Origin of the sequence: Halopseudomonas sp. MFKK-1, from assembly GCF_027474385.1 — a bacterium.
Taxonomy (GTDB): Bacteria; Pseudomonadota; Gammaproteobacteria; order Pseudomonadales; family Pseudomonadaceae; genus Halopseudomonas; species Halopseudomonas aestusnigri.
This window is the reverse complement of record NZ_CP114836.1, coordinates 2,818,810-2,833,928: the sequence shown is the minus strand read 5'-3', so window position 1 is coordinate 2,833,928 and position 15,119 is coordinate 2,818,810. Positions and strand designations below refer to the sequence as shown.

Genomic DNA, 15,119 nt, shown 5'->3' with positions numbered 1-15,119 from the left:
ATGAGCCAGCCGCCGCCGGTCGCCCAACTGCGCGATATCAGCCTGCATTACAAGCACGTCGCTGCCCTGGACAAGGTCACCCTTGACCTGCCGCCGGGCTGTATGGTCGGTCTGATTGGCCCGGATGGCGTTGGCAAATCCAGCCTGCTGGCACTGGTCGCCGGCGCGCGTCGCCTGCAACGGGGCGAGTTGCAGGTCCTGGGTGGGGACATGCGCAGCGCCAGCCACCGCAGTCACGTGTGCCCGCGTATCGCCTTCATGCCCCAGGGGCTGGGCAAGAACCTGTATCCGACCCTCAGCGTGGCCGAGAACCTCGAATTCTTTGGCCGGCTGTTCAATCAGGGTGAAGCCGAGCGCAAGCAGCGCATCCAGCAGTTACTGGCCAGCACCGGCATGAGCCGGTTTGCCGATCGCCCGGCCGGCAAGCTCTCCGGCGGCATGAAGCAAAAGCTGGGGCTGTGCTGCGCGCTGATCCATGACCCTGACCTGCTGGTCCTGGACGAGCCCACTACCGGTGTCGACCCCCTGTCACGCAGCCAGTTCTGGGAGCTTATTCGACGCATCCGTGCCGGCAGGCCGCAGATGAGCGTGCTGATCGCCAGTGCCTATATGGATGAGGCCCAGGGCTTTGACTGGCTGGTTGCAATGGATGCCGGCAAGGTACTTGCAACCGGCACGCCACAGCAGATTCTCGCCGACACCAACAGCAGCAGCCTCGAGCAGGCCTTCGTTGCGCTGCTGCCAGAGGAAAAACGCCGTCAGCACAAGCAGTTGCAGATACCGCCGCGCACGATGCATACCGGTATTGCCATCGAGGCTCACGACCTGACCTGCCGCTTCGGCGATTTCGTCGCGGTCGACAAGGTGAATTTCCGCATTGAGCGTGGGGAAATCTTCGGCTTTCTCGGTTCCAACGGCTGTGGCAAGTCGACCACAATGAAAATGCTCACCGGCCTGCTGCCCTTCAGCGAGGGCGAAGCCTGGTTGCTGGGCAAGCCGGTTGACCCGACCGACATGGCCATCCGCATGCGGGTTGGCTACATGTCCCAGTCATTTTCGTTGTACAGCGAACTGACGGTGCGCCAGAACCTGGCGCTGCACGCCAAGCTGTTTCAGCTCCCCGCCGAGCAAAGTGCCGAGCGGATTGATGAACTGCTTACGCAGTTCAATCTGCAGGCAGTTGCTGACAGCTTGCCGCTGTCCCTGCCACTGGGGGTGCGTCAACGCCTTTCGCTCGCGGTGGCGGTGATTCATAAACCGGAGGTGCTGATTCTCGACGAGCCCACCTCGGGGGTGGACCCGATCGCCCGGGATCTGTTCTGGAGCCTGCTGGTCAGGCTGTCGCGGGAGGACGGCGTTACCATCTTCATCTCGACTCACTTCATGAACGAGGCCGAGCGTTGCGACCGGATGTCGTTAATGCACGCCGGCAAGGTACTGGTCAGCGGTGCACCCGATGATCTGCGGCAGCAGCGGGGCAAGGCAACGCTGGAGGACGCGTTCATCGACTGGTTGCGCGAGGCCAGTGGTCAGCAAGAGCAGGTGCCTGACGCTGCTGCGCTGTCATCCTCAGTCGCTCAGCCTGACACCGAAAAGCGCCCTCCCCGTTTCAGTTTGCGCCGAATGCTCAGCTATACCCGCCGGGAGGCGATGGAACTCAAGCGCGATCCGTTGCGTGCGCTGCTCGCACTGGCCGGCTCGGTTCTGCTGATGGTGATCATGGGGTACGGCATCAACATGGATGTGGACGACCTGACCTTCGCCGTACTGGACCGGGACCAGACCACCTACAGCCAGGCCTACGCGCTGGAGCTGGCCGGTTCCGGCTATTTTATTGAGCGCCCGCCACTGCACAGCCATGCCGAGCTGGAGCAACGCATGCGAGCCGGCGACATCAGCCTGGCGCTGGAAATCCCGCCCGGCTTCGGACGCGACCTGCTGCGCGGCGATTTCCCGCAGGTTGCCTACTGGGTCGACGGTGCCATGCCGGTGCGGGCCGATACCCTGCGTGGCTATGCCCAGGGCATTCATTTGAACTACCTGCGTTCACTGGCAAGCCGTCAACCCACACCCATCGCGGTCAGCCTGGTGAACGTGGAAACGCGATATCGCTACAACCCCGATGTGAAGAGCCTGCCCGCGATGGTGCCGGCGGTAATTCCGATTCTGCTGATGATGATTCCGGCCATGCTCACCGCGTTGGCAGTGGTGCGCGAAAAGGAGCTGGGCTCCATCACCAATTTCTATGTAACCCCGGTAACCCGGCTCGAGTTCCTGCTCGGCAAGCAGCTGCCCTACGTGGTACTCGGCTTCATCAATTTCATCGCATTGCTGCTGCTCGCGGTGCTGGCTTTCGATGTCCCGATCAAGGGCAGCCTGCCGAGCCTGCTGCTCGGCGGCCTGCTGTATATCGTATGCGCGACCGGCCTCGGGTTGCTGGTCTCCTCGCTGCTGAAAAGCCAGATCGCTGCCATCTTCGGTACCGCCATCGCAACGCTGATTCCGGCGGTCCAGTTCTCCGGCATGATGCATCCGGTGTCTGCAATGGAGGGGCTCGGCGCGATGATCGGGCAGCTGTATCCCACCACCCACTTCCTGATCATTTCCCGCGGCGTGTTTTCCAAGGCATTGGGGTTCAGCGACCTCTATTTCTACTTCATCCCCCTGCTACTGGCGATACCGGTACTGACGCTGGCCAGCGTCGCGGGACTGAAAAAGCAGGAACAGTGACATGCGCCGAGCGTTGAGTAACGTACTGCAGCTGGGAGTAAAGGAGCTGCGCAGCCTCGCCCGGGACCCGGCGATGGTCATACTGATCATCTACGCATTCAGCATGGCCATCTACTCCTCCGCCACGGCGATGCCGGAAACGCCAAACCGGGCAACCATAGCGGTGGTAGACGAGGATCGCTCGCAGGTTTCCAGCCGGCTGATCGACGCTTTCCAGCTGCCCTACTTCATGCCCCCGACCCTGATCAACCACCGCCAGATGGATCGGGGCATGGACAGCGGGCTCTACACCTTCACCCTGAACATTCCTCCGGACTTTCAGCGTGACCTGCTGGCCGGACAGCAACCGACGATCCAGCTCAATGTCGATGCCACCCAGATCAGCCAGGCGTTCAGTGGCGCCGGCCACATTCAGCAGATCATCCAGAATGAAACCACCGCCTTTGTGCAGGGCTATAGCGGCGCGGCAGCCCTGCCTCTGGAAGCGGTGGTACGCATGGCCTACAACCCGAACCTGGAGGCCAGCTGGTTCGGCTCGATAAGCGAAGTCATCAACCAGATTACGATGCTGTCGATCATCCTCACGGGTGCGGCGCTGATTCGTGAGCGCGAACACGGCACCATCGAGCACCTTCTGGTCATGCCGGTGACGCCGCTGGAAATCATGCTGGCAAAGGTATGGGCCATGGGCCTGGTGGTACTGATCGCCTGCGCACTGTCGCTGCGTCTGGTGGTACAGGACTGGCTGGGCGTACCCATTCAGGGCGCAGTCAGCCTGTTTCTGGCCGGCACCGCGCTGCACCTTTTTGCAACCACATCGATGGGGATTTTCCTTGGTACCGTGGCGCGCTCCATGCCGCAGCTCGGGCTGCTGATCATTCTGGTGCTGATACCGCTGGAAATCCTCTCCGGAGCGGTAACGCCGCGCGAGAGCATGCCGGTCGTGGTGCAGACCATCATGTCGCTGGCTCCGACCACGCACTTTGTTCAACTGGCACAGGGCGTTCTGCTCAGAGGCGCCGGCATCGGCATTATCTGGCCGCAGCTGCTGGCCCTGGCTGCCATCGGGCTGGTGTTCTTCTATGCGGCGTTACGTCGGCTGCGCACTACCCTGCAGTAATCCGGCCGCACGCTAGCGGCCCTCAGGCTGGTAGCAAATATCCGTGATCTCCCAGCTTTTTTCGGATTCCGGCGTGCGCACAACCACTTCATCGCCAACCACCTTGCCAAGACACGCCCTGACGATCGGCGCGTTGACCGACACATAGTCCTTGCGGCCATAGATTTCGTCAGGGCCGACAATTCTGAAACGCAGGGTGTTGTCGTCCTCATCGACCAGTTCGACCCAGGCCCCGAAGAAGGCACGCCCCTCCTGCACCGGGCTGTATTCAACCACCCGCAGCTTGTCGAGACGATTGCGCAGAAACCGTACCCGACGGTCGATTTCGCGCAGCCGTTTCTTGTTGTACTGATAATCGGCGTTCTCGGAGCGGTCTCCCAGACTGGCAGCCCACTGCACCAGTCGGGTGACCTCCGGACGTTCCTTGCGCCACAGAGTATCGAGCTCCTCTTTAAGCGCAGCATGACCTTCCGGCGTAATGACGTTGGTATCCATGATGTCCTGTATCGGGGTTTGGCGGCGACCATGCACGCGGGTTACCGGTTATTTTCGGTGCAGGCGCGGGCTTCTGTCGATGCCTGCCTACTCGCGTGCCTGCGCCTCCCCGCTATCACCCTTTTCTGTCTTTTCTCCCTTTTCTGCGTTGCGACGAGCCGCAGACTCGGGCTCGGTCTCCAGGTAAATCAGTGTCCAGTCCGCTGCCGGCTCGAACGGCTGAGCCGGCGAGAACACCCGTACCCGGCGCTCAGGCGTCAGGGCCAGCAAGGCGATACGCCCCTTGCCCGCCTCCTGCTGCCACTGACTGAAGCCGAAGTCCTCGGTGAGCGTCGTTGCCTTGAAGCGCGCCCCCTGACTGACCAGACTGGAGAGCTTGCTGAAGGTCAGCCCCTCGGGGCCGAGCGGCGCGCCCTCGTGCCTCGACGATATCTGCAGGCGCTCACTGGCACCGCTGCGCTCATTGCGTACGGTGTAGATACGGTGGGCTGCAAAGTCGCGACGAAAATGCTGGTTCAGCAGCGCGTTGCGTTCGCGCTCCGGCGTCATGGTCAGCAGGGTACCCAGCCCGGTCAGATCAAGGATGCTGTCGACCTGTGCCGACAGGGGATTACCGCGCAGGGTGCGCAGTCCCTTCATCCGTGCCTGGCTGATCGACTCCCAATGGGTGTCGACCACCAGCAGCGGCACTTCCAGCTTCTGCAACACCTCACCCAGTGCCCGAGCTACCGCATTGGCACCGATCATGAGTACCCCGCGACGCTCAGGCTCGGTAACCCCGAGCAGGCGCGCAACGGTTCGCGCAGTCGCGCTCTGAAACACCACCGTGCCGATAATCACGGCAAAGGTCAGCGCACTGACCAGCGCCGCATCCTCATAACCGGCCTGCTCCAGACGCAGGGCAAACAGTGCCGAGACCGCCGCAGCGACAATCCCGCGCGGGCCGATCCAGGCAATCAACGCCCGCTCTCGCCAATTAAGCTCGCTGCCCAGGCTGCTTATCCAGACCGCCAGCGGCCTTGCAACGAACTGGATCACCAGCAGCAGGGCCAGCGCCGGCAGGCCCAGGGCAAGCAGTGCATCCAGATCCAGTCGCGCCGCCAGCAGGATAAACAGCCCGGAAATCAGCAGCACCGACAGATGCTCCTTGAACACCAGGATCTCTTCGATATCCACACCGCGAGCATTGGCCAGCCAGATACCCATCACCGTCACAGCCAGCAAACCGGATTCATGGGCCAGCTCGTTGGCCAGCGTGAAGGTCACCAGCACCAGAGTCAGCGAGGCCAGCACCTCAAGGTATTCGGGAATCCAGCGCCGACGCATGGCGGTCGCCATCAGCGCACCACCAGCCACCCCGGCGACCGTGCCGTAGCACACTACCTTGAAGAAGATCAGCGAACCGGCCAGCAAGCCGCTGTCACCCGCGCTCTGGGCAGCAATCCATTCGTAGACCAGTACCGCCAGCAGCGCACCGATCGGATCAATCAGGATGCCTTCCCAACGCAACACACGCGAGATTCGCTGGGTTGCACGCAGGGTACGCAGCATCGGCACAATCACCGTGGGCCCGGTTACCACCACAAGCGCACCGAACAACGCAGACAGACCGGGATCCAGGCCAATCAGCCAGTGGCAGGCAACACTGATAACCCCCCAGGTCACCAGCGCACCCAGAGTAACCAGCCTGCGCACCACGGTACCGGTTTCCTTGAGCTGTTCGAACTTCAGCGTCAGGCTGCCTTCAAACAGGATCAGGGCGACACACAGCGACACCAGCGGAAACAGCAGCTCACCAAGGAAGTCATCTGGCGACAATAGCCCTGCGACCGGCCCAAGCAGGATGCCCGCCAACAGCAGAAACAGAATCGCCGGCAGACGCAGGCGCCAGGCCCCAAGCTGGCAAACCAGACTGACCAGCGCCACCCCGGAGAAAATCAGTGCCGGGGTAATCAGATGTTGCATCTCGCTCACGTTAACGTCCCTGCTGCGGTGTATCAGCGGTCAACCCGTCACGTTGGTGGGGCGCAAGCAGATCCGGCCCCATACCCAGCGCGACAATCCGGTTGGGATTGATGGTCGGGTGACTGTAGTAGTAATGCTGCTTGATATGACTGAAATCCACCGTGTCCGCAATCCCCGGATACTGATACAGCTCACGCAGATACCCCAGCAGATTCGGGTAGTCCTCGATGCGCCGCAGATTGCACTTGAAGTGCCCGTGATAGACCGGGTCAAAGCGCACCAGCGTGGTAAACAGGCGCCAATCGGCCAGGGTCAGCCGGCTACCGGTCAGATAACGGCGCTCGCCAAGCAGCGCCTCCAGCCAGTCAAGCGCGGAAAACAGCTCACGGCAAGCCTGTTCGTAGACCTGCTGATCGGTCGCAAACCCGGCCTTGTACACCCCGTTGTTGATCTCACTGTAGACCCGCTCGTTGATCCGCTCGATCTCGTCCTGAAGCGCTGCCGGATAATAGTCGTCACGGTTACCGGTCAGCGCATCAAACGCGCTGTTGAAGATACGGATAATCTCGGCAGACTCGTTGTTGACGATCGTCTCCTCACGCCGATCCCAGAGCACGGGAACGGTCACGCGCCCGGTGTAGTTCGCCCGGGCATGGGTATACAGCTGGTGCATGCAGCGATAACCGTAGAGCGGCTCGGGCTCGGCAAACTCCCAGCCCTGCTCCAGCATGTGCGGATGCACGACTGTGACATCGATATGTTCCTCGAGCCCCTTCAGCCGCCGCATGATCAGCGTGCGATGCGCCCACGGACATGCCAGCGAGACATAAAGATGGTAGCGGCCTGAATCCGGCGCAAAGCGCGTATCGGCAGCAACCCACTCGCGAAACCCGGCATCCTCGCGCTTGAAGGCGCCGCCATTACTGTCGGTGTCATACCACTGATCGACCCACTGGCCTTCAACGAGACGTCCCATTCGGTACTCCTTGATCCTGTCAGTTGGCCTCCAAGCCTGACATCTTGTGCCGCCGCTGAACAGGTCAGACAAATGGCACGGGCAATTTTTTCATAAAGCGCGTATACTACGCGGCTATCTCTTCCCTAAGGTTCACTTCCCGTATGTCCGAAACCGCTCCGGCCCGGCAATTTGCCGACCTCGGCCTGCCCGCTCATCTCCTCGAGGCTCTCAACAGCCTTGGCTACGAAACTCCCTCCCCTATCCAGGCTGAAGCCATCCCGACGCTTCTGGCCGGCAAGGATCTGCTCGGTCTGGCACAGACCGGTACCGGCAAGACTGCAGCCTTCGCGCTGCCCGTACTCGCTGGCATTGATGTCAGCCTGCGCGCCACTCAGGCGCTGATTCTGACCCCAACCCGCGAGCTCGCTCTGCAGGTTGCAGAGGCGTTCCAACGCTACGCCCAGAACATGCGCGGCTTTACCGTTCTCGCCCTGTATGGCGGCTCGGCTTTCGCCCCCCAGTTCAAGGCACTTGAGCGCGGCGCGCATGTTGTTGTCGCCACGCCGGGCCGACTGACCGATCACCTGCGCCGCGGAAGCCTGAAGCTGCAGGAGCTGCGCTACCTGGCACTCGACGAAGCCGACGAGATGCTCAAGATGGGCTTCGCCGACGATCTGGAAGCGGTCTTTGAAGCGGTTCCAGACACCACCCAGAAGGCACTGTTCTCCGCAACCATGCCGCCGGGTGTGCGCAATGTCGCGCGCAACCACATGAAAGAGCCTGCCGAAATCCGCCTGCACAGTGGCGCCAGCAGCAGTCTCGAGACCATTACCCAGAAAGTCTGGGAAGTCTCCAACCACCACAAACTGGACGCCATGACCCGCCTGCTCGAAGTCGAGCCGGTTGAAGCCATGATTGTCTTCGTGCGCACCAAGACTGCCAGTCTTGAGCTGGCCGAGCGCCTTGAAGCGCGTGGCTTCGCTGCGGCAGCACTGAACGGCGACCTGACCCAGCAGCTGCGCGAGCAAGTGGTCGATCGCCTCAAGCGCGGCCTGCTCGACATCGTCGTGGCTACCGACGTGGCAGCCCGCGGACTGGACGTCGAGCGCATCACCCACGTGCTCAACTACGATCTGCCGCACGACAGCGAAAGCTATGTACACCGTATCGGTCGTACCGGTCGCGCCGGTCGTCAGGGCACGGCGATTCTGTTCGCAACCCCGCGCGAGCGTCGTCTGCTGCACGTACTCGAGCGCGCTACCGGCCAGAAAATCGAGCCGCAGGCCCTGCCGACTGCCGATGCGGTACGCAGTGGCCGCCTGAACAAGCTGGCATCACGTCTGAACGACGCCCGCGAGAACGCCACCGCCCTGCATCAGCAGCTGGTCAGCGATCTGCAGGAACTCACTAGCCTGGATGCCACCGAACTGGCCGCCGCGCTGCTGACCCTGCTGCCGAGCGCCAAGGCCCTGCTGGAGCCTGTTGCCGACCTGCCGAGCGCGCCGCCGCGCCGTGAGCGCGAAGAGTTTGACCGCGACGCCGGCCTGACCCGCTACAAGGTTCAAGGCGGTCGCAAGACCGGCCTGATGCCCAAGCCGCTGGTCGACGTGCTGGTCAAGGTAGGAGGCCTGCAGCGTCAGCAGATCGGCCACATCAAGCTGTTCAACGAGCACACTGGTGTGTTCCTGCCGACGCTCGACCAGTCGGTACTGAACCGCCTGGCCGGCGCCGAAATCAACGGCGTGACCCTGCAGATCAAGGCCTGGCCGCTGCCTGAAGGTGAATTGCCGCCACGTGACCGCGCGCCCCGAGGCAAGCCGCCTCGCCGTGAGTTCGCCGGCAAGCCCAAAGGCCCGCGCAAGGCCTGAGGGACGCACTGCAGATGGAATGGGTCGACATCGGTGTCAACCTGACGGACAAAGCCTTCGACAGCGACCGTGACGCGGTACTGGAGCGGGCCCGTCAGGCCGGTGTCAGCCAGCAGTTGCTGACCATGACCTCGCTGGAGCAGGCAGAACACCTGCTTGCTCTGTGCGCGGATCATCCTGAACACCTCTTCACAACCGCCGGCGTGCATCCGCACGAGGCGCGTCACTGGACTGCAGACAGCAGCCGTCAGTTACTTGAACTGAGCCAACAGCCTGCCGTTCGCGCCATTGGCGAATGCGGCCTCGATTACAACCGCGACTTCTCACCGCGCCCGGACCAGTTGCGCGCACTGGAAGAGCAGCTCGCAATAGCCGTGGAGACCCGGCTGCCGGTCTTTCTCCATGAACGCGAAGCCAGCGACACGCTGATCAACGTTCTGCGTGATTATCGCGACCAGCTCAGCGGTGCCGTGGTGCACTGCTTTACCGCTGACCGCAAGGCACTGTACGCCTACCTCGACCTTGATCTGCATATCGGCATCACCGGCTGGATTTGCGACGAGCGCCGCGGAACCGACCTGCAGATGCTGGCCAGGGATATCCCCGACAACCGGCTGCTGCTGGAAACCGATGCCCCCTGGTTACTGCCACGGACGCTTGATCCCAAGCCGAAGAACCGGCGCAACGAGCCTGCGTTTTTGCCGGAAGTCGCACAGATGGTTGCCAGCTGCCGGCAGCAGCCGCTGGACCAGCTCAGTCAACACACCAGCGAGAACGCCCGGCGTCTGTTCCGGCTGCCAGCCCCTCGGCAATAGTCTATATTGGCTGCATCACCGCATTGGACGCAGCCAAGGACTCGCATGCCAGATACGAAACGGACCGCTCGCAGCCGACATTCCATTTTCCTTCTGCTGGGCATGCTGCCGATGCTGCTCCTTGGTATTTCCCTGAGTCTGTTTCACTACCAGCAGCTCGACAAACTGATTCGCACCGACGGAGACGCCCTCTTCCAGCGTATCGTCGATCAGGTCAGTGGCGAGCTTGAAAACATCTATCATCCGCCCATGCAGGCGCTGAATATCATGGCCCTGAGCAAGCTGGTGACCACCACCAACCTGTCGGAACGGCTGGACTACCTGCCGATGATGGCACAGGTGCTCAGCGACAACGTGCAGCTCAACTCCGTCTACATCGGCTGGCAAGGCGGCGACTATCTGATGTTGCGCCCGCTTGGAAATCGGCTAAGCCTGCAACGCTTCAGCGCGCCGCGACAGGCCCGCTGGATGGCCTGGCACATCGGCAGCTCAGCAACCACCCGGCAGAACAGCTACCTGTTCCTGAACGAAAACCTGCAGATCATCGAGGCACGCATGGCCCCGGACGAGGGTTATGACCCCCGCGAGCGCCCCTGGTATGCCGCGGCCAGCGCAGCCAATCAGCGCCTTATCACTACGCCCTACCTGTTTTTCTCGACCCGCGAATTCGGCACCACCTTGGCACGAGCAAGCAACGACCTTGCTGTGCTGGGGGCCGACCTGACCCTGGACAGGCTCTCAGAAGCCCTGCGCCAGCAACGCATGACACCTTCATCAGAGCTCATTCTGTATACCTCCGATGGCGTTGTCGTAGCCTATCAGGACCCTAACCGCCTGCTGCACACCACCCAGGGCAGCAACTCGCTGGAGCCCCGCAGATTCAATGAACTGGGCAGCACCCTGCTGGCGACCCTGGCTCAGGACGGCTACGAGCAGGAGCGCCAGACAATCAAGGAGCTGGAGGGCCAGCGCTGGGTCATTCAGCAGCAGAGAATCAACATCCTCGGAACGCCGGACGTTTACCTTGCCGTGCTGATACCCGAAGCCGAACTGCTGTCCGAGGCGTATCGGTTACGCACGCTCGGACTCTGGCTGTCCCTGGCGATCAGTCTGTTGCTGCTGCCACTCAGCTGGCTGCTGTGGCGCAGGCTGCTGGGGTTGCAGCAGGCCGACCGTTGATCTAACAAATTACTTTAACCTCTTGGCCCAAATCATTATTTAAGTGATGATGCGAGAAAACGGCAACTGACGAACAGACAGCTCTGTCGTCAGCAATCCACAGGCTACGGAGCTGGATACCATGTCCAACCTTTTCACGCGCACCCTGCTCTGCCTGATCCCCACGATCAGCCTCATTGCCACCCCACTGCAGGCCGCCGACAGCGGCACCATTCCCGCCCGCGTCAACAGCGCCCTGCAGGCCGCCAAAATCCCGTCCGATGCCCTGTCACTGGCCGTCATCCCGCTTGAAAACCAGGGCATGGCCCAGTTCATCAATGCCGACCAGCCAGTCAACCCGGCGTCAACCATGAAGCTGGTAACCACCTACGCTGCGCTGGAGCTGCTGGGGCCCACCTATCAGTGGAACAGCGACCTGCTGGTAGACGGTCCGGTCGTCGATGGCACCCTGCAGGGCGATCTGATTTTCCGCAGTGGCGGCGATCCCAAGCTGACGCTGGAACGCATGTGGCTGATGCTGCGTGATCTGAAGGCGGCGGGCATTCGCACGATCAACGGCGATCTGGTCCTGCAACCGGCCGACATGCGCTTCCCCGCCGACATCCCGCCGTTCATTGATGACAGCGGCAACCAGAACCGTCCATTTCTGGTCGAGCCCGATCCGTTGCTGACCAACCTGAAGGTATTTGTGCTCAGCAGCTATGCCGAACGCGGCGGCGTGCGCATCAACCTTGAGCCGGCGCTCCCCGAGGTCAAGGTGGTCAACCAGATTGCCCTGCTACCGGCGCCCAACCGCAGCTGTCCGGCACCCAACGTCGCCTACAGCATCCAGGACAGCGGCCACGAGGCCGTGATTACCCTCACCGGCAACCTGCACGAGGGGTGCATGGCCCAGCGCTATCTGACAGCCCTGACCGCGACCACCTACACCGCCAGCACCCTGCGCACGCTGTGGGCCGAAATGGGCGGCAGCATCCTCGGCGGCAACCAGATCGGTCGTGCGCCGGCAAGCGCCCGCCTGGTCTCGCGCAGCACCTCGCCCGACCTGGTTGAAGTGGTCCGCGACATCAACAAATGGAGTAACAACACCATGGCGCGGCAGCTGTTCCTGACCATCGGCCGGGAACATCGCATTGCTGCCGACCGTGACGATCACAAGGCCGCCGTACGCGTGATCAACGCCTGGCTGAACGACAAGGGGATTCGCGCCAACACGCTGGTCATGGAAAACGGCTCCGGTCTCTCACGCATGGAACGCATGACCGCCCGCGAAATGGCACAGCTGCTCGCGCAAGCCTGGCAAAGCCCCTACAGCGCCGAGTTCATCGCATCCATGCCGCTGGCCGCCATGGACGGCACCATGCGCCGCCGCCTGCGCAATACGCCGGTTGCCGGCCAGGCCCACATCAAGACCGGCTCACTTCGTAACGTCAAGGCCATCGCCGGCATTACCCGCGATGCCAACGGCCAGAGCTGGGCGGTGACCGCCATCGTCAACCACGCCGCCGCCGGCGCCAGTGGTCAGGCGCTGGATCTGGTGCTGCAGGATGTCTACCGCCGGGCACCGACCGACATCGCCAGCGCCAGCAGCCGCTAGAGTGGTAAAGCTCATCGCCCTCAGGGGCGATGAGTGAATTTCCAGGTCCGATGAATCCGGCTGTTACGCTGGAAATCGCGATCCAGTGTCTCGGCCGAGATATCGGTTACCAGATACCGAGCTTCCACCGCAGGATCCATGCGGAAACGCCGGAAGTTATTGGAGAAATACAGTACCCCGCCCGGCGCCAGGCGCTTCATCGCCAGCTCCAGCAAGCGCGCATGATCGCGCTGCACGTCAAATACCCCTTCCAGCTTTTTCGAGTTCGAGAAGGTAGGCGGGTCGATAAAGATCAGATCGAATTGCTGATCCCCTGCCTGCTCCAGCCACGCCATCACATCAGAGCGCACCAGCTTGTGCAGGTCAGACAGGCCATTGAGCGACAGATTGCGCCGCGCCCAGTCCAGATAGGTATTGGACAGATCCACACTGGTGGTTGAGCGGGCACCGGCTGCGGCCGCATGCACGGTGGCGGTTGCGGTGTAGCAGAACAGGTTGAGGAAACGCTTGCCCTTGGCCTCGGCGGCGATACGCAGACGGATTGGGCGGTGATCAAGAAACAGTCCGGTGTCCAGATAGTCGGTCAGGTTGACCAGCAGACGCACCTGTCCTTCACGCACCTCGAAGAACTCTCCCTGCTGAGCCATGCGCTGATACTGCTGCTTGCCGGACTGACGCTGGCGCTGCTTCAGGGCGATATGCTCGGGTGGCACACCCAGCACCTGCGGCAGCGCCGCCATGACGTCCTGCAGGCGCGCCTGCGCCTTGTCTTCATCAATCGACTGCGGCGGCGCATATTCCTGAACGTGCACCCGATCGCCATACAGATCAACCGCTACGGCGAATTCCGGCATGTCGGCATCGTAGACCCGGTAGCACTCGATGCCCTGCTGACGCGCCCACTTGCCGAGGTTCTTGAGGTTCTTTTTCAGCCGGTTGGCAAACATTTGCGCCGACTCACTGAGGCGGGCGGCTTCGACCGGCGCCGCTGCACCTGCCGGAGTATCGGCTGCCTTGGTGACAAAGCGTTCCGATTGCAGATCCATCAGCAACAACTTGCACGGCAGCGCGCCATTAAACAGGTTGTATTGCTTGTGACTGCGAATCCCCATGCGCTTGCCCAGATCCGCATTGCCGGTAAAGATCGCCGCCTGCCAGCCCTGACACTGCTGACGCAGCACCTCACCCAGCTTCTGGTAGAGATACACCAGACTTGCGGTCGTGCCCAGGCGCTCGCCATAGGGCGGGTTGCAGACCACCAGACCCTTCTGCCCGCGATCCGGGTTTGGCGCGAAGGTCGCCAGTTCACCCTGGAACACCTTGACCCACTCCCCCACGCCGGCACGTTGAATATTGTTGCGAACCGGCTGCAGCAGACGGGGGTCGGCCTCATAGCCGCGAATCCACAGCGGCGGACGTGCCAGCCCGCGCTCGGCACGCTCGCGGGCCTCGGCCAGCACCTTTTGCCAGAGCACAGGTACGTGCTGCTGCCAGCGGCTGAAGCCCCAGTGCTCGCGCTGCAGGTTGGGGGCAACATCGGCCGCGATCAACGCCGCTTCCACCAGAAAAGTACCCGAACCGCACATCGGATCGGTCAGCGCACCGCCAGCCTCAGCCAGCGCCGGCCAGCCCGCACGGATCAGAATGGCCGCCGCCAGGTTCTCCTTGAGCGGCGCCGCACCCTGCTGAAGACGGTAGCCGCGCTGGTGCAGACTGGCACCAGACAGGTCCAGCGCCAGCTGAACTTCGCCACGGTGACAATGGACGTTGATGCGCAGATCCGGCCGTACCTTATCCACCCCAGGACGGGTACCGTCAGGGCGACGCAGCTGGTCGACGATCGCATCCTTGACCTTGAGCGCACCGAAGTGCGTGTTGTCTACCCCGGCCAGAGTGCCGGTAAAATCAATCGCCAGGGTGCCATCCACCGCCAGGTGATCGCGCCAGTCGATAAGCTGCACGCCGGCATACAGGTCCTCGGCCGTGCCGGCCAAAAAACGCTTGAGCACCAGCAGTACCCGGTTGCCCAGGCGCGACCACAGACACAGGCGGTAACCGAGTTCGATATCGCCCTGCACTGAGACACCGGCAACGGTTTCCTTGGCAGCATCGGCGCCCAATGCGAGCACTTCATCGCGCAGCAGACCCTCCACACCCTTCGGACAGGTAACAAAAAATTCAAGGATCTCGCGCATGTCGTTGATTTCCGGAATACGATGACGTTTATATTTCAGTGACAGCTAACCAGCTGCCTCAGGTATGCCAAATCGGTCTTTGTAGCGGTGACGACCGATAGGGTACAACAGGGTATGACTTGAGCGGTGACCCTATTAGAAGCCGGGTCCAATACACCTTTTTCGACCGGCTTCCCTGCAGCGTAGACAAACACTGG

General features: G+C 62.0%; 10 protein-coding genes. 6 read left to right on the top strand and 4 right to left on the bottom strand.

Annotated elements, in window-relative coordinates; all coding sequences use genetic code 11:
* A complete protein-coding gene (rbbA, locus tag O5O48_RS13195) occupies positions 1–2,730 on the top strand; it encodes a ribosome-associated ATPase/putative transporter RbbA (RefSeq protein WP_269687257.1) in 2,730 nt (909 codons plus the stop codon).
* Between the two features lies 1 nt (position 2,731).
* The gene (locus O5O48_RS13190) at positions 2,732–3,850 is read left to right on the top strand and encodes an ABC transporter permease (RefSeq protein WP_269687256.1); all 1,119 of its coding nucleotides are present in this window, start codon (positions 2,732–2,734) and stop codon (positions 3,848–3,850) included.
* A 12-nt stretch (positions 3,851–3,862) separates the two neighbouring features.
* On the opposite strand, the gene greB is transcribed toward O5O48_RS13190, so the two are convergent.
* From greB to O5O48_RS13175, 3 genes are all read right to left on the bottom strand, one after another.
* Positions 3,863–4,345 (bottom strand): transcription elongation factor GreB, encoded by a 483-nt coding sequence (greB, locus tag O5O48_RS13185; RefSeq protein ID WP_233049768.1) that lies wholly within the window; start codon positions 4,343–4,345, stop codon positions 3,863–3,865.
* 87 nt (positions 4,346–4,432) lie between these two features.
* The gene (locus O5O48_RS13180; RefSeq protein WP_434006943.1) at positions 4,433–6,319 is read right to left on the bottom strand and encodes a cation:proton antiporter; all 1,887 of its coding nucleotides are present in this window, start codon (positions 6,317–6,319) and stop codon (positions 4,433–4,435) included.
* A 1-nt stretch (position 6,320) separates the two neighbouring features.
* Positions 6,321–7,286, bottom strand: coding sequence for a glutathione S-transferase family protein (locus O5O48_RS13175; protein WP_269687255.1), 966 nt, complete (start codon positions 7,284–7,286; stop codon positions 6,321–6,323).
* A 143-nt stretch (positions 7,287–7,429) separates the two neighbouring features.
* Here O5O48_RS13175 and O5O48_RS13170 point away from each other — a divergent pair, with 143 nt between their 5' ends.
* The 4 genes from O5O48_RS13170 to dacB all read left to right on the top strand — a co-directional run bounded on the left by O5O48_RS13170 (position 7,430) and on the right by dacB (position 12,727).
* Positions 7,430–9,136 carry a DEAD/DEAH box helicase gene (locus O5O48_RS13170; RefSeq protein WP_088274073.1) on the top strand — a complete coding sequence of 569 codons (1,707 nt, stop codon included), beginning with the start codon at positions 7,430–7,432 and terminating at the stop codon, positions 9,134–9,136.
* A gap of 14 nt (positions 9,137–9,150) precedes the next feature.
* Positions 9,151–9,951, top strand: coding sequence for a TatD family hydrolase (locus O5O48_RS13165; protein WP_269687254.1), 801 nt, complete (start codon positions 9,151–9,153; stop codon positions 9,949–9,951).
* A gap of 45 nt (positions 9,952–9,996) precedes the next feature.
* On the top strand, positions 9,997–11,130 hold the full coding sequence (locus O5O48_RS13160) for a PDC sensor domain-containing protein (protein ID WP_228246775.1): 1,134 nt from the start codon (positions 9,997–9,999) through the stop codon (positions 11,128–11,130).
* 121 nt (positions 11,131–11,251) lie between these two features.
* A complete protein-coding gene (gene dacB / locus O5O48_RS13155; RefSeq protein WP_233049771.1) occupies positions 11,252–12,727 on the top strand; it encodes a D-alanyl-D-alanine carboxypeptidase/D-alanyl-D-alanine endopeptidase in 1,476 nt (491 codons plus the stop codon).
* Positions 12,728–12,747: 20 nt separating this feature from the next.
* Here dacB and rlmKL read toward each other — a convergent pair whose 3' ends face one another.
* Entirely contained in the window at positions 12,748–14,922 is a 2,175-nt protein-coding gene (rlmKL, locus tag O5O48_RS13150; protein WP_269687253.1) for a bifunctional 23S rRNA (guanine(2069)-N(7))-methyltransferase RlmK/23S rRNA (guanine(2445)-N(2))-methyltransferase RlmL, read from the bottom strand.
* Positions 14,923–15,119: the final 197 nt, after the last annotated feature.